A 15,865-nucleotide genomic window follows, 5' to 3' on the forward strand; every position below is an offset into this window, starting at 1 on the left:
AAAGAAACCGTGACTGTTCAATCGACAGAAGTCGAATATTTGGAATTACTGCGTCATGTATTAGCTACTGGTGTAAAGAAAGAGGATCGTACCGGTACGGGAACGATCTCGACCTTTGGCTATCAGATGCGTTTTGACTTGAATAAAGGTTTTCCGCTTTTGACGACAAAGCGTGTGCCTTTTAAATTAATCGTAAGTGAATTGCTATGGTTTATAAAAGGGGATACGAACATTCGATATCTTCTGCAGCATAACAATCACATTTGGGATGAATGGGCGTTCAAGAGGTGGGTGGAGAGCACCGATTACAATGGTCCTGATATGACCAATTTCGGCTTACGCTCACAGACGGATGATGGTTTTAATGGCCTTTACAAAGAGCAGATGGAGAAGTTTATCCAGCTTGTGCTGACAGACGATGAGTTTGCAGCCAAATACGGTGAACTTGGCAATGTATATGGCAAGCAGTGGCGGGAGTGGCGTACGACGCAAGGGGAAACGATTGATCAGCTTAAAGATGTAATCGCAACGATCAAGAAGAACCCTGACTCGAGACGATTAATTGTATCCGCATGGAATCCGGAGGATGTACCTTCGATGGCGCTGCCTCCATGTCATACGATGTTCCAATTCTATGTTATTAACGGTAAGTTAAGCTGTCAGCTTTATCAGCGCAGCGGAGATATTTTCCTCGGTATACCATTTAACATTGCAAGCTATGCCTTGCTTACACATTTGGTGGCGCAGGAATGCGGGCTGGAAGCAGGAGAGTTTATTCATACGCTTGGGGATGCTCATATTTATATGAATCACTTGGATCAAATTGATATTCAATTACAGCGGGACATGCGTGACCTTCCAGTCCTTGCGATCAATCCAGATGTGAAATCGATCTTCGACGTTGAGGTAGAAGATATTACGATTGAGAACTATCAGCCACATCCAACCATTAAGGCTCCGGTAGCCGTATAAGAAAGCAGGGTCGCATTATGTCGATTACGATGATTGCAGCCATGGATCGCAGCCGTACGATCGGAATCGGGAATAAGCTGCCTTGGCGCTTACCTGCTGAGATGGCGTTCTTTACCCGTCATACAACAGGCAAAACGGTCGTTATGGGTCGTAAAACCTTTGAATCGCTGCCGAAACCGCTGAAGGACCGCGTCAATGTCGTTATTTCCAGACAATCGGATTACGCCAAAGAAGGCTGTGAAGTCGTTCATTCGGTGCAGGAAGCGATTGACCGCTATGGGGAAGGCGAATTGATGGTTATAGGCGGTGCGGATATTTATAAACAATTTCTCCCCTATGCGAACAAACTGCTGCTCACGGAAGTAGATACTGAAATTGAAGGCGGAGACGCTTTCTTTCCCGAGTTCTCATCCGATGAGTGGGAGCGGGTAGATGCTGAGCAAGTTGAACGAGACGAACGGAACGCCTTTTCTTTTACCTTCCAAACTTTTACTCGTCAAAAGTCGTAAGGAAGCAAAAATAAAGAAATGACGAACGATATGTCATAAAGTGCAAATGATTGTGCGGATAATCCATTAACGACAGAAGACAACAATGATAGGCTTTTTTAATATAATATTCGCGTGTTTAATGAAGTTTTTTGTTGAAATATTTAAAGATACCCGATATAGTTTTAAGAGAATAATATATAGCTTTTCGGGAATATTGGATGGAGGAAATTCGCACATGTCTACACCTACAGGTTTTATGCAGTATCAACGTGAATTGCCGGCCGATCGTGATCCGCTTGAGCGGATTAAGGATTGGAATGAATTTCATAAACATTTGTCGGAAGAGCAGCTGCGTACGCAAGGCGCTCGCTGTATGGATTGCGGAACTCCTTATTGCCATACTGGCATGGAACTTGCAGGCTCGGCATCCGGCTGCCCGGTTAATAACTTGATTCCAGAATGGAATAACTTGATTTATCGGGGATTGTGGCGTGAAGCACTTGACCGTTTGCACAAAACGAATAATTTCCCAGAATTTACTGGCCGTGTTTGTCCTGCTCCTTGTGAAGGATCTTGTACAGTTGGCCTGATCGGTGATCCGGTAACGATTAAGACGATCGAAAATGAGATTATCGAGCGCGGCTTTGCAGAAGGATGGGTTGTTCCTCAACCTCCTAAAGTCCGCACAGGTAAAAAAGTAGCCGTAGTTGGCTCTGGTCCTGCAGGTCTTGCAGCAGCAGCTCAATTGAACAAAGCGGGCCATAAAGTAACCGTATACGAACGTGCTGACCGCTTGGGCGGACTTCTCACTTACGGTATTCCTACAATGAAGCTTGAGAAGCATGTTGTAGATCGCCGCGTGAACATCATGAGAGAAGAAGGTATTGAGTTCGTAACAAGTACTGAGATCGGCAAAGATATTTCAAGAGACGAGCTTCTTAAGGAATTTGACGCTGTCATTATGTGCGGCGGCGCAACGAAAGCTCGCGACGTTGAGATGGAAGGCCGCAGCTTGAACGGCATCCACCTTGCGATGGATTATCTGAATGGAACCATTAAGAGCTACCTGGATTCGAACCTCGAAGATGGCAACTACATCTCGGCTAAAGATAAAGATGTTATCGTTATCGGAGGCGGCGACACTGGTACAGACTGCGTGGCAACGGCACTGCGTCACGGCTGTAAATCGGTTACACAATTTGGTACGGTTGCGAAAGCACCACTGGAACGTGATATCGTGAACAACCCTTGGCCGCAATTCCCTAATGTGTACACGCTTGATTATGCACAAGAGGAAGCAAAAGCCCTATACGGTGAAGATCCTCGTGCATTCTCCGTACTGACGAAGAAATTTGTTGGCGACGAGAATGGCAACCTGAAAGAGCTGCACACGGTACAAATCGAGCGTACAGTTGATGAAGAAACTGGCCGCAGAATTTATAAAGACATCCCAGGCACAGAAAAAGTATGGCCGGCTGATCTTGTCTTTATCGCAGTGGGCTTTGAAGGTCCAGACAGCTCGCTCATCGATTCATTTGGTCTTGAGCAAGACCGTCGTACGAATGTGAAAGCAACTTACGGCAAATATAAAACAAACGTTGATAAAGTATTCGCAGCAGGCGATATGCGCCGCGGACAAAGCCTTGTTGTATGGGCAATCAACGAAGGACGCGAGGCAGCTCGCGAAGTGGATAAATATTTGATGGGATCGTCGATGCTGCCTTAAGCAGGAAGTTAATGTCGATAACTATCTTTAACAGAAAGCGCCTACGGGCGCTTTTCTTGTCGAATACGGATATAAGCATTTGCTTACGAAGCAAGAATGGCTAACCATTCTTTTGCAGGAGGACAGTTGATGATTAAATATGGATTAGATCGTGTAACAGAACTGCGTTTCGAAACGATTAAGGCTGAGATGGAGCGCAGAGACCATCAGTGGGTTGATATTACCCTTCGATTCGAGGTAACGGATGAAACACCTATTCCCGAAGATCTAATTGATTTTAGCGGACTAGTTATCTGTACGTTAGGTGGCGCAATCGCGCAAATCGTCCCTCAGGATGAAGATATCGATTGCGAGTATCAATTTACGACTTTCGAAAAAGAACAAATTCGTATCCTTATCGAAAGTGACGAAATACAGCAGCGTATTGCAAATCTATCCTCCCCGTTGTAAGGAAACTTGTGGTAAAATCGGTTTGAGATGACGTAAAGGGGAGAATTCGTCATGCCGGCCGAACAAGCAGAAGCTTTTGTGTTAACCCCAACCGATGTACGCAAAATCAGACAATACGTTCAGCATAAATATGCGGCTATGCCGCAAGATAAGCGGGCAGAGATTGTAGCAGATGCTGTCAGCCGCATTATCCATAAGCAGCTTCCTTCCTTCGAGGAAGCGATTAAACATGAGGTTACAGCGAGACTGATCCGGACAACCGTGTTGGAGAAGCAAATGCCGGTCCGAGCGGATGATATCTTTGAAGCTTGCTTATCCCTTGATATGACGGATGCCAAAGTAGTTACGCCGCTTCATCAATGGGTAGAGGAGCAGACTGGTGCCGAGCTGGCTTGGGACTTGTTTCATATTCAATTGGACAAGCTGGTGCAGCATCAACAGCCTTCCATACAAGGTGCATGGGAGCAGTTGAAGGAATGGATGAGGTCTGAGCATCTTATAGAGGTGAACATAAGACCGCCGGTTGCTGAACTGGCAGAGGTAGTTCCTCTTCCATTACAGAATGATGGCAGGAAGTTTGCGAAGCCGTATAGGTCGAAGCAAACCTTGACTTATCTTCTTTTATCTTTATTACTGGTTTGTGCATCCCTGCTGTATGGCTGGTCATTATTGAAGCCGTCTCCTAACAAGCTTCAGCCACCTGTAAATTTGCAATCCTTCGAAAAAGCAAAGCCGGTGGTAAAAAATAACGAATTACCGGAAGAGCTTCGTTATGCTGATGTGGACAAGGTCAGTCTTGTTGATTTTTTAAACAGCAGAGATTCGTTATTAGCTGAGCAGCCTTATTTGGATGCCATTATTGATGCCGCTAGAACATTTGATATACATCCCCTCTTTTTATTCGCGATTACCGGTCAGGAGCAGGCTTTTGTGCCGAAGTCGAATAAACAGGCGAAGAAGATCGCCAATAATCCGTTCAATGTTTTTTATAGCTGGAAAGACTATAATACGACCATTCATGACTCAGCACGGATCGCTTCAGAGACTGTCTTGAAATGGAGCAGGAATCGGCCGGAGGGCAAGGACCCGATCGCATGGATCAACCGCAAATATGCGGAGGATCAGCATTGGGCAGATGGCGTGAGTAAAATTTTTGCAACGATGAAAAGCAAAGTGGAACGAACAAGCTAGAGTTAGAGAGGCGATTTGTTGAAGACATTAATTATTGCGGAAAAGCCGGATATGGGACGGACGATAGCTGCGGTTGTTGAACCAAAGGCATCTAATAAGCGGACGTACTTGGAAGGTGACCGTTTTATTATTACATGGGCGATCGGTCATCTGGTTACTTTAGCGGAGCCTGACCAATATGATGCCCGCTATAAAAAGTGGAATGATCAGGACTTGCCAATCATCCCGCAAACATTCAAGCTGTGGCCAAATGCCCGGACAAAGGATCAATTAAAGACGATCGGTGAGCTTGCGAAGCGATGCGGCCGTCTCGTTAATGCCTGCGATGCCGGGCGAGAGGGACAGCTTATTTTTCATCTGATTAGACAATATTTGAAGCTTCCTCAGCCGACAGACCGTCTCTGGATCTCTGATTTGACGCCTGAGACGATTCGGAAGGGGTTTGATACCCTTCGGAGTGATGAAGAGTACGCACCGCTGACGAGGGCAGCACGGGCGCGCAGTGAGGCAGATTGGCTGATTGGGATGAATGCTTCGCGTGCGTTTACAATCCGTCATAAAGCTCTGCTGTCTGTTGGCCGAGTACAGACACCTGTACTTGCGCTGCTGTATGACCGCCATAAGGAGATTACTGCTTTCCAGTCAGATATGTATTATGTGGTGAAAGCTTCCTTCGATCAGAGTGGATTTGGTTACTCCGGTATATGGCAGGGTGATCGGTTAACAGATAAAGCAAAGGCGGAGACATTAGCAGCCAAGACTCAAGGCAAGCCTGGCATTATTAAAGATTATCAGACAGCGGAGAGCAAAGAGTATCCGTTCCGTCTTCATGATCTTACGCTGCTGCAGCGGGAAGCCAATGGCCGTTATGGTTATTCGGCGAAAAAGACGCTTGATATTGCGCAGGCTTTGTACGAGAAGCATAAAGCAATCACTTATCCGCGTACGAACTCTAACTACGTAACGGAAGAAAATTTACCTGTTATGCAGAAGGTGCTTTCGATGCTGCAAGGCAACGATACGTACAGGGAGCTTGCGAATGGTGCAGACCGCAGCCGGGTGCATAAAGGCAATAAGGCTGTTTGTAATCCGGCAAAGGTCGAGGATCACCATGCGATTATGCCAACGCCAAAACGGCCTTCGGGACTTAACCCGGAAGAGCAGAACATCTATGACATGATTGTCAGACGTTTCTTGTCGCAATATTACCCGCCGGCAGTTTATAAGAACCATACGGTGTTAACAGAAGTAGAAGGCGAAACCTTCCGTACGAAAGCGAAGGAATTGCTGGATATTGGCTGGAAGGTTGTACAGCAGGATCAAGCACAAACGGCGAAGAAGACGAGCAAGCGTAAAGGCAGCGAGAAGGACGAAGCTGAGGCTGATGAAGAAGAACTGCTAATGGATAAACCCTTCTCTATTGAGCCGAGCCAAGGTGTACGCTGTGTGAAGTCGGAAGCGCACGAGAAAACAACTCAGCCGCCGAAAGCCTATACTGAGGGGACTTTGCTTAAAGCAATGGAAAGTGCGGGCAAGTCGATGGAAGATGACGAGCTTCGTGAAGCAATGAAGGATACCGGCTTAGGGACGCCTGCTACACGTGCAGCAACGATCGAGCGTTTGAAGCAGGTTGGTTATGTTGGACTAACCGGCAAGAAGCTTGAGATTTCCTCAAAAGGCTGTGCAGCGATTGAATTGATCCGTGGAGCTGGCGTAGATCTGCTGGCATCACCGGAGATGACAGGCCGGTGGGAGCAGCGTCTCCATCAAATTTCACGTGGTGAAGCATCTGATGATCAATTTATAATGAAAGTGAAGCAATTTGCTGCTATGATCGTCGATAAGGTGCGTCAGCAGCGTCCAGCGGCGCCAGGTACGTTCGAAGAACGGGAAAGCGGCGGTAAGCGGACAGCTGCTGCTGGTGCGAAGAAAGGCAACCGTACGACTAAGACAGCCAGCGGAAGTAGAGAGCGTTCTACAGCAGCTTCTGCCTCATCCTCGTCCAGAGCTACATCATCTGGTACACGGACAGCAGCAGCTTCCTCCAGCAGGCAAAGCGCAGCAAGTCCATCATCGACACGAGAACCCATAGCAGCTTGTCCGAGAGCCGGCTGCCATGGTCAAATCATTGAGGGTAAACGTGGTTTTGGCTGCAGCGCGTTCCGAGATGGCTGTACCTTTGTTATCTGGAAGGAGCAGCAAGGGAAGACGATATCGATCACGATGATTAAATCCCTGCTGGAAAGAGGGGCGACAAGTCAACTGACCTTCAAGCGTCCAGATGGCAGCAGCACCAAGAGCAAGTTCGTGCTTATGGACAGGGATATAGGAACGTTAACCGTCCAGTAGATCAGTAGGTGCATGCAATAGGAGGGACGATATGATAATGAGAAAGCTTGCTCGAATAGCTGTAAGCACGGTTATCGTAGCAGTCATTCTGTTATTTGTTCTACTATGCTTAGGCGGGATTCTTTTCTTTTCCGGGGTTTGGTACGAAGCATCGTTTATGTGAGAAAAACTCCTATCGGAGTACTTCGAGGAAGAGCGACCGCGTTTAAGCGGAAGTTTTTATCGCCAATCGGAATGATTTCTTAGTAAAAAAGGAGTAAAGCAGCCAAGGCCGCTTTACTCCTTTCTTTGTTACCCACGGTTAATGTAGTCATGGATTGCAGGAGGGACCTCCAGCAGGTTATTTAAGGTGAAGAAAGCGCCCTTTGGCTCTACTTCGATATTGATAACATTATACTGCCATTCCGATTCTGCCATCATATGGATGGCGTGAATGCCAGCAGTTAACGCCGGAACAACATCCGTGCGGATAGAGTTGCCAATCATCCAGGTTAAGCCACGGTCGTAACCGCCTTGAGCCAAAATTTGCTCCAGTGCCTCGCTGTTCTTATGGCGGCGGATATAAACCCGATTATCGAAGTAGCGTTCCAGATGCATACGTTCAATCTTACGGCGCTGGATCGTCAGCTCACCACCGGTATAAAGATGGAGGATATGACCATCTCCAGCTAGCTTATCAAGCGTAGATTCCATATTGGGATAAGGCTCAGTCTCATGCTCGTAGACGCTAAGACCAAGCTTCCACAAGAAGTCCTGCTCCGTGGAGGAGCGCTTGCGGCCGGTCAGGTCACTGTAGTAGTTATATGTATCGATAAAAGACTGCGGGAAATGCTCGCTCTTAAATCCGAGCACAGCTACACCCGCAATATCAATTTCTGTCTGTTTATTACGCACGGCTTCGGCACTAACGCCTTCGTAACCGGCAAACCATGTCGTCATCGCATCAACAAACTGCTCGATAACGAAATAGAAATATTTATTACAATGGATTAGAGTGTCATCCAGGTCAAAAAAAAGGTTTTGCTTCATATAAAGCACGGCTCCTTTAGTGAAGTTCATCGTATGAACAATCTACCTCATTAGAAGCCCTACGTCAACGAAGGGGCAAATCGGATGTTTAATTCAGGTGAATTAAGCTAATCATTCTCATACAGAGCAGGGAGGTGATGAGCATGCCGTTTAATAAAGCTGATAAAACGCAGAACCGCCAAAACCAATCCAGCAGCAAGTCTGAAGCCATTGGCCTCAAGCTGAACAAAATTGCAAACCGACCTTCAAGTTTAAATGGAATTAATAAACAACTGCCATAACGAAGGCAAACGGAATGCAGGATGCCACTTAAGGTCATCTTGCATTCCGTTTTACATAAATGTATTTAAGCATATTAAGCATATTTCATCTGAGCATTGGTCAATTTATTCTTAATAAAGGCGATACGACGCCGAACATAAAAGTCCATGCTGTCTCCCTTCAAATCATTTGGCGAAATCACCTCCTCTGCAAGATTATCGATAATCTTTAATGTTCCGTCCGTATAAAATTTAAACGTTAAGTCCCGGCGCGGCCATCCTTTCTCTAAATAACGAAAGTTTTCGCAGCTCTTATTCATGGTGATTCAGCCTCCTTCAAATGATTATGGGATGATGGATATTAAGAACACTTGTTCTGTTTTTATTATAGCAAACATTTGTTCGCGTGGAAACTATTTTTTGTTTCTCGTAAACTAGATTTATAGAGTTGCGAAGCGTTTACAAAAAGGGGCATGGACTAATGTTGAAAATAATGAATCTGACACAGCAAATTCCCGGCGGGCCTACCATTCTGAAGAACATCAGCTTTGAAGTATTGCCCGGCCAATTCATTGCGATAAAAGGGGCTAGCGGGAGCGGGAAGTCGATGCTGCTCAAATGTCTGGCATTGCAGCAAAAGTGGACGAGTGGAAATTACTTTTTCGAAGGGGAAGATATATTCAAGTCAGGCCTTTCAGGTAAGCTGAAGATCCGCCGGGCAGTAGCTTATTTGGAAGAGAAGCCCGCACTTCATCAGAATAAGACAGGCCTTAAGAATGTAAGCATCGGGGCGGTTACTCAAACACCGGCATGGCGCAGATGGACAGGGATGCTGCGCAGCGACGATTATATGGGTGCAATGGATACGATTGAAAAGTTAGGCTTGATCGATAAAGCACATCAGAAAGCTAGCACAATGAGTGGCGGCGAACGGCAACGTATTGCCATTGCCCGGGCATTGGTGCACGGCGCGAAGGTTATTGCGGCAGATGAGCCAGTAGCCGGCCTGGATCCGCATACCGCTGACCGGGTGTTATCTGATCTGAAGAGACTTAGCCAGGAGCAGGGAGTGACCGTTATTGCCGTGCTTGATCAAGGGGATTGGGCAGAACGGTTTGCCGACCGGATCATTGGCTTGAATAATGGTGAGCTTGTTCTTGATGTAAAAGGCAGAAGATTGACTGAACGGGAGAAAATGCTGCTGTGAGCAATATCGAGCTTAGACTGATTAAGGAAGACGAACTGGAAGAAGCGCTTTATCTGGAGCAACGCTGTTATGTACCGGATGCTGCGGGCACGCGGGAAGGGTTCCGTTATCGCTTTGATCATTACCCTGGATACTTCTGGTCGGCATGGTCGGGAGATAAGCTGCTTGGCATTACGAACGGCATTCTTACTTCGGCATGGTCCTGCGGCGATGAAATGAAGGGCGACCAGCAGGATGATGAACAAGGGAATAACTTCTGCATCCTGACCGTTGCAGTAGCGGATGAAGCAAGACGGCAGGGGATTGGAGCCATGCTTTTGAACAAGCTGGTTAAGGAATGTGATGCGGCAGGACATGACGCCATTATTCTCATGTGCGAGCCTCATCTTATCCGATTCTATGAGCAAGCGGGTTTTACGTATATTGGAGTATCTTCATCATCACATGGCGGGATAGAGTGGCATGAAATGAGACGTACCCTGCATATAATGGAGCATCTGACCAAATAGGTAGGTGTCTTCGAAATGGCATTTCAGTCTCCAGTTATTGTCCAATCGGCAAGAGCGGCTTCCCCCAAAGCGGAGCTATGGATTCCTTATGTAAGCGGCGGTCCGAATGATGATGCGATCAAGCGAATCAATGAATCCATTCGAAAAGCGGCTCAACAGCTGGTAGACGAGCAGGGCTCGCTGGACGATCCCCGGGCTGAAATGACCGGGTATTACGAAGTGAAGACCAACGAGAGAGATATTCTCAGCCTATCATTATTTAATTACACCTATTCGGGGGGCACGCATGGATTAACGCTGCAGGTATCGCTCACTTTTCGTGTATCGACTGGACACGCCTACAGTCTTCCGCAGTTGTTCAAACCGGGGAGTGCCTACATTCACCGGATATCCGAGATCGTCGATAAGCAGATTAAGGATCGGGACATTAGTACTCTGGAACCGTTCCAATCGATTCGGCCTGATCAGGATTATTATATTGCGGACCGTTCGATCGTCATTTATTTTTCGTTGTACGAGTTGACCCCTTATGCTTATGGGTTTCCGTATTTTCCGATTTCGGCTTATGATCTCCAGGATATCGTGAGTGAGAACGGGCCATTAGGTGTTATGGTACCAAACAACTAAAGCAGAGACGGCAATGGACATGCTAGGGGAGTTGCCAGAAGGAGCTGATCCGAATGGCCAAAAAGAAATGGCTTGGCTTAATCGCACATCTTGTGCTTGGCGCTTTGTTTCCCTACGTACTCATTGGCGGTATTGTACTACTCTATGGATTTATGGCACCATCAACCGGATCCCAAAAGGCATATGGTTTAGTTATAGTTTCGGTCTACACCTTACTCCTTATCGGGGTCAATGTTTGGACACTTAGAAGACTGGATTTTCGGGCTAGATGGCGATGGCTGATCATTCATGTTTTGGCATGGGCGGCGGCTGTTATTACATCATTCGCAATGCTGCGATTCTCGGAATTATAAAAGCCCGGCTGCTTGCCGGCATGGAGGGCTGTCCTTATGGGCAGCCCTCTTCTTGTTGCCTGACATGACCGATCTTACTCCCTCATACATTATCGTAGTAGGGAGGGGTTCGATGATGGTCGCCGTTTGGATTGGTCTCTTGCTGTTTGCTATTGTTTGTGTCTGTGCCTTGATGATTACGGCAAGGGCACAGAATAGTATTTGTGCTTCGAAGCACATAAGTATGATTGCATATGGCGAATATGCCCAGTCACAGCAGGATAAGCATGATCTTAATTTATTTGGGCTCGCCCAACAGCTGCGGAGGCGGTTAGGCGCCGCCGCGTCATTTGGCCTTTCATTTCAATCCATGGGCTTCATTGGAGCCATATTTCTGTTAGCTGGTCCTGCTCTGAAGCAGGGGGGACCCTCAGTCGTCAGCATTGGATTACCGATCCTTGCGTTGTTTGGTCTTCTCGTTAGTGCTTCACTTGCGGAGTTGTCATCAGCCGTACCGACTGCTGGTGGTGTCTATCATTGGTCGTCAGCACTTGGAACAAGGCGGTGGGGCTGGTATGCCGGATGGTTCCATCTCGCCGGACACCTTGCCATCATGACGGTTATGAATGGGGCATGTGCATATATATTGGATAAAATGCTGGCTGTATGGCTCGATTATTCTTCCTCGTGGCTATCAACGGGATTGCTTCTAATCGGGATTACTGCCCTTCAAGCTGTGGTGAACCATTGGGGAACAGGCCGTCTCGGCTCTATGCTGGAAGCAGGGATATTGCTGCAGGCTGCGATTCTTGCAGCCATTATTGGCGGGATCTATATTACTTTCGGGCAAGGCGTGTATTCGCCTGAGCTGCTATATTCCTTTCAAAAATCCACGCTGGACGGTCATGTCACGCCGTGGGCTTTTATCACTGGTGTATTTGTACTGCAGAAGCTGTTTCTAGGGATGGATGGAGCCGCCCAGGCGTCTGAGGAAATTAGGGATCCAAGAGTTCGTGTTCCGTGGGCGATCTATTTTTCATCGGTGTACACGATGATTGGAGGATTCGTTCTCTTGATGTGCCTTACGCTGGTTCTTCCGGCGATCGTGGGAACTACCTTATTTAGCAGTAGTGACAACCTGTTCGCGGCTGCTGCGCTCGATGGCTGGCAGGGCAATTCACTTATTGTTCTGGTTATTGCTGCTGCTTTATGGGGGAGTGGGAACAGCGAGATGCTTGTGTGCTCGCGGGCTGTCTTCTGTTTGGCAAGAGATCAGGCACTGCCATACAGCAGAGTGTTATCTCAAATAACTAGGAAACTTCAAACACCTTTACCAGCCATACTAGTTGTTTCTGTTTTATCCGTTATTTTGTTTGGAGTAGGGAGACTGGTCGATGGGGGAGAGGTGGCTATCTCCAGCTTACTTGGATTAGGAGTATTATGCTTGCAGCTGGCCTATGCGATTCCAATTGGGATTAAGTTAAGATTGCATGGAAGGCATCGCTTGCTGGAGGATGCTCCCTGGCATTTAGGTGCATACAGTCCATTCGTTAATTGGTCGGCGTTTGTATGGCTGATCGTCTCGGGAGTACTTTCTGTCTTTGCGCTTGGGATATGGGGAGCGGTTGGAACGGGGGTGCTGCTTGTGCTCATCATGGTCATGGATCGGAAATACCGGAAGCAGCATCTGGCGAAGCTTCAAAGTCGGTTAAAGCGGCCAAGAGGCGAAATCATCAGAATTGAGCGAAAATTCCATATTCACTGAAAACTTTGGGAAATGAGGAAATATTGCGCCTGATATTTCCCGGGGAAGCGCATAAAACTACACAAACAAAACGTTTTCGACATTACAGGCTCGAATGCTACAAAAGGTGTCGAAGAGTAGTCTTGAAAGACTAGTTACTCATGGCTGAAAAGACTGGTTTTATAGGTGTTTTAGGCTGATTAATGGCATTAATAATAGACAGGCAAAAGATGTTTTTGCCATCTTCTCCCTAATAAGATTATAATAGTGGAAGAGTAGATTAGGACAGGAGGCTAAGAGAAGCAAATGTCTTGGGAAATAAAGAACAGCCGTATTGTATCTCTAAACGTCGGAATTCCTGTAGAGGCCATGCATGGAGCAAAGCCTATACAGACCGGTATTTTTAAGTCGGCATCGAATGACAAACATTATTTAAGCACTACCGGATTGTCCGGTGACGGGCAGGCAGATCTTGTTCATCACGGCGGGCCGGACAAAGCGGTTTGCGTCTATTTCGAGTGTCATTTTCCCTATTGGGAAGAGTGGCTGGGAAATAAACTGAGCTATGGTGCTTTCGGAGAGAACTGGACATTATCGGAATGGTCAGAGCAGGATTTATGTATTGGAGACGTCCTTCAGGCAGGGAATGTTGTCGTGCAAGTCAGCCAGCCTAGACAGCCATGCTTCAAGCTTGGCATTCGTCATGAGCGGCCTGAGCTGACAGCCCATGTTCAGCAGACCGGATTTACAGGCTTTTATTTCCGAGTGCTGCAAGAAGGAGAAATTGGTGCAGGCGAAGACCTCAAGTTGGTTAAGCGGCATCCTGCAGCGATCTCTCTGGCGGAAGCTAATCGCGTCATGTATGAAGGAAAGACTGACCTCGAGGGCATGACTGCTTTGCTTGCGGTAGATGAGCTGTCAGACAGTTGGAAGCAAACGTTAAAGAGCCGTGTGGAGCGGCTGCAGCAAATGTAAGGAGGAAGCACGGTTTGAAAGAGTACGAAATCGCTGCGCTGATTGAGCAGTACCGGCTCGATTCCGATTGGATGATTGTGCCGGGGGACAGCGGGATGAACAACACAACAAGAATGATCAAAGCAGGCGATGAACGTTACGTGCTTCGCATCTACAACAATCACCGGAACAGGGATATTGTTAAGCTGGAGCATCATGTGTTATATGCTCTTCACGAGCAGGAGCTTGGATTTCAAATCCCAGTTCCCGTGTTGAATCAGTCGGGTGAGACAATTTCCCAATGTGAAGATGGGGCACTTGCAGCCATGTATCGATATATTCCGGGAGAACGGCCGAAAGCTGATCACAAAGCACATATTCAATCGCTTGGTCAAATCGCTGCTAGATTGTCTAAAGCTCTTGGGAAACTATCGATTCAGCAAGCTCCTATCTATGATCCGTATTACTTAATTGAAGAGACTTACTCTTCCCTAATCCAAGATGAACTTCCCATGATTATTCAGTCATCTGAGAAGTTTGTGAATCTGGCGGACAAAGCTGCTGTAATCATGACTCAATTAAAAGGTCTATCCGTCAAAATGAGAGAATTGCGAGGATTGCCACATCAATGGATTCACGGAGATCTAAATTTCAGCAATACAGTTGCTGACGGCGATTCCATTATTGGTGTTCTGGATTTTGAGTTTTGCACGATTGATGTAAGACCAATGGAGCTGGTTGTTGCTCTCATTGACTTTTTCAAAGGTGAGGATTCAGAAATTTGGGAGTCGATTCAGCTATTCTGTGAAGGGTATGGCCCAGAAGGCAGTCTGACACAGGAAGAGTTGGAAGCGTTACCGCTTCTCATTAAGCTTCGTGTGCTGGATGTATTTCTCCACTTCACGAACCGCTTCAAGGAAGGGCTCGATGATGCAAACATTCTAGCAGGCTTCATCGATCAGACATACCGGATTTGCGAATGGGTAGACAATAATGAGAAACAGTTGCTCGAGCTGTTTCAAAGTAGGCTTATGTAGGGCAGATCAAGTCAGGCATAGTTCGTTAATGTTGCTAATTGTAGAGAGGATGAGTCGATATGAACGTCGCAGCATCACTTGGATATGGCAGCCAGGAACGATTGTTAATTATTAATGCAGATGATTTTGGGTTATGTCCATCCACGAATAAAGCAATTGAGCAGCTGCTTCAAGAGAATGTGGTAAGTTCGGCAACGATTATGATGCCTTGCAAGTCCTCTAAGGAAGCGGCTCTTTGGAGTGCCAAGCATCCGGGGTACGATGTCGGCATTCATTTTACTTTCACGAGTGAGTGGGATGCTTACCGGTGGGGGCCAGTCAATAAAGGCAGTGATACGCAGTCGCTTATTACTAGTGATGGCTATTTTCCAAAAGATTGTAGAACCTTTGAATTGCAAGCTGATCCGCGGCAGGTAAAAGACGAAATGATTGCCCAGATCGAGGCTGCTCTCGCTCATGGGATAAAGCCTACTCATGCGGATAATCACATGGGAAGCTTGTATGGACTTGAAACAGGCAGACATTTTCTGAAAGAAGTGTTTGAAGTGTGTGCGGCATATGGCTTGCCTTTCCGGCTGCCTCGTAAGGTTGCTGCAGCTAATGAACAGATGGTCCCGCAAGAGCTTGTGGAACAGGCAAGGCAGCTTGGCTTATTAGCACATGCAATGGGCGTTGTCGTCCTTGACTATTTGCTCGGATTACCTTTCCCGCTAAAACCAGGTGAGACGTATCAGTCCGTCAAAGCGGATCTCAAGCAGATGCTTCATCATCTTCAGCCTGGTGTTACGGAACTGTTATTCCATCCATCGCTCGTGACTGACGAGCTGCTTGCTTTCCATGGTCAACCTGAGAAGCGGGGAATGGAGTTTCAATTGTTCCGAGACCCGGAAATCCAGCAGACGCTTAAAGCGGAAGGGATTCGGGTTATTCATTGGAGAGATCTTCAGCAATTGCAGAAGACAGTTTACGGCAGGGCGTAATCACAAC

At 47.0% G+C, this 15,865-nt stretch carries 18 protein-coding genes; 16 read left to right on the forward strand and 2 right to left on the reverse strand.

Going from position 1 to position 15,865, the window contains the following annotated elements:
* Nucleotides 1–9 precede the first annotated feature (9 nt).
* The 7 genes from FHS17_RS02395 (at nt 10) to FHS17_RS30785 (ending at nt 7,342) form a co-directional block, all read left to right on the forward strand.
* Complete coding sequence (locus tag FHS17_RS02395) at nt 10–972, forward strand: thymidylate synthase (RefSeq protein ID WP_167273780.1); 963 nt, start codon at nt 10–12, stop codon at nt 970–972.
* 17 nt (nt 973–989) lie between these two features.
* Nucleotides 990–1,481 (forward strand): dihydrofolate reductase, encoded by a 492-nt coding sequence (locus FHS17_RS02400; protein WP_167273784.1) that lies wholly within the window; start codon nt 990–992, stop codon nt 1,479–1,481.
* Nucleotides 1,482–1,698: 217 nt separating this feature from the next.
* Nucleotides 1,699–3,189: a glutamate synthase subunit beta gene (locus tag FHS17_RS02405; RefSeq protein ID WP_167273787.1), complete on the forward strand. Its 1,491-nt coding sequence runs from the start codon at nt 1,699–1,701 to the stop codon at nt 3,187–3,189.
* Nucleotides 3,190–3,318: 129 nt separating this feature from the next.
* Entirely contained in the window at nt 3,319–3,639 is a 321-nt protein-coding gene (locus FHS17_RS02410) for a hypothetical protein (RefSeq protein ID WP_167273792.1), read from the forward strand.
* 51 nt (nt 3,640–3,690) lie between these two features.
* Nucleotides 3,691–4,830, forward strand: coding sequence for a glucosaminidase domain-containing protein (locus FHS17_RS02415; protein ID WP_167273795.1), 1,140 nt, complete (start codon nt 3,691–3,693; stop codon nt 4,828–4,830).
* A gap of 18 nt (nt 4,831–4,848) precedes the next feature.
* Nucleotides 4,849–7,179, forward strand: coding sequence for a type IA DNA topoisomerase (locus FHS17_RS02420; RefSeq protein WP_167273799.1), 2,331 nt, complete (start codon nt 4,849–4,851; stop codon nt 7,177–7,179).
* Between the two features lie 37 nt (nt 7,180–7,216).
* Entirely contained in the window at nt 7,217–7,342 is a 126-nt protein-coding gene (locus tag FHS17_RS30785; RefSeq protein ID WP_279590319.1) for a hypothetical protein, read from the forward strand.
* Nucleotides 7,343–7,470: 128 nt separating this feature from the next.
* Here the strand turns inward: FHS17_RS30785 and FHS17_RS02425 are convergent, their stop codons facing one another.
* Nucleotides 7,471–8,208: an HAD family hydrolase gene (locus FHS17_RS02425; protein ID WP_167273803.1), complete on the reverse strand. Its 738-nt coding sequence runs from the start codon at nt 8,206–8,208 to the stop codon at nt 7,471–7,473.
* A gap of 143 nt (nt 8,209–8,351) precedes the next feature.
* On the opposite strand from FHS17_RS02425, the gene FHS17_RS02430 reads away from it, so the two are divergent.
* Nucleotides 8,352–8,489: a hypothetical protein gene (locus FHS17_RS02430; protein WP_167273807.1), complete on the forward strand. Its 138-nt coding sequence runs from the start codon at nt 8,352–8,354 to the stop codon at nt 8,487–8,489.
* Between the two features lie 74 nt (nt 8,490–8,563).
* Here FHS17_RS02430 and FHS17_RS02435 read toward each other — a convergent pair whose 3' ends face one another.
* On the reverse strand, nt 8,564–8,788 hold the full coding sequence (locus FHS17_RS02435) for a hypothetical protein (RefSeq protein ID WP_167273811.1): 225 nt from the start codon (nt 8,786–8,788) through the stop codon (nt 8,564–8,566).
* A gap of 161 nt (nt 8,789–8,949) precedes the next feature.
* Between FHS17_RS02435 and FHS17_RS02440 the strand changes: the two genes are divergently transcribed.
* The 8 genes from FHS17_RS02440 (at nt 8,950) to FHS17_RS02475 (ending at nt 15,858) form a co-directional block, all read left to right on the forward strand.
* Entirely contained in the window at nt 8,950–9,675 is a 726-nt protein-coding gene (locus FHS17_RS02440; protein ID WP_167273815.1) for a phosphonate ABC transporter ATP-binding protein, read from the forward strand.
* A complete protein-coding gene (locus FHS17_RS02445) occupies nt 9,672–10,184 on the forward strand; it encodes a GNAT family N-acetyltransferase (protein ID WP_167273820.1) in 513 nt (170 codons plus the stop codon). The genes FHS17_RS02440 and FHS17_RS02445 overlap by 4 nt, the downstream gene beginning before the upstream one ends.
* Before the next feature lie 15 nt (nt 10,185–10,199).
* A complete protein-coding gene (locus tag FHS17_RS02450) occupies nt 10,200–10,811 on the forward strand; it encodes a DUF3298 and DUF4163 domain-containing protein (RefSeq protein ID WP_167273825.1) in 612 nt (203 codons plus the stop codon).
* Between the two features lie 53 nt (nt 10,812–10,864).
* Nucleotides 10,865–11,164 (forward strand): hypothetical protein, encoded by a 300-nt coding sequence (locus FHS17_RS02455; RefSeq protein WP_167273828.1) that lies wholly within the window; start codon nt 10,865–10,867, stop codon nt 11,162–11,164.
* 112 nt (nt 11,165–11,276) lie between these two features.
* Nucleotides 11,277–12,908: an amino acid permease gene (locus FHS17_RS02460; RefSeq protein ID WP_167273833.1), complete on the forward strand. Its 1,632-nt coding sequence runs from the start codon at nt 11,277–11,279 to the stop codon at nt 12,906–12,908.
* A gap of 285 nt (nt 12,909–13,193) precedes the next feature.
* On the forward strand, nt 13,194–13,862 hold the full coding sequence (locus FHS17_RS02465; protein ID WP_167273836.1) for an MOSC domain-containing protein: 669 nt from the start codon (nt 13,194–13,196) through the stop codon (nt 13,860–13,862).
* A 14-nt stretch (nt 13,863–13,876) separates the two neighbouring features.
* Nucleotides 13,877–14,878, forward strand: a complete 1,002-nt coding sequence (locus FHS17_RS02470; protein WP_167273840.1) for a phosphotransferase — start codon at nt 13,877–13,879, stop codon at nt 14,876–14,878.
* Nucleotides 14,879–14,937: 59 nt separating this feature from the next.
* Nucleotides 14,938–15,858, forward strand: coding sequence for a polysaccharide deacetylase family protein (locus FHS17_RS02475; protein WP_167273844.1), 921 nt, complete (start codon nt 14,938–14,940; stop codon nt 15,856–15,858).
* The last annotated feature ends 7 nt before the right edge of the window (nt 15,859–15,865 follow it).

It is taken from the genome of Paenibacillus lupini (assembly GCF_011761355.1).
Lineage (GTDB): Bacteria > Bacillota > Bacilli > Paenibacillales > Paenibacillaceae > Pristimantibacillus > Pristimantibacillus lupini.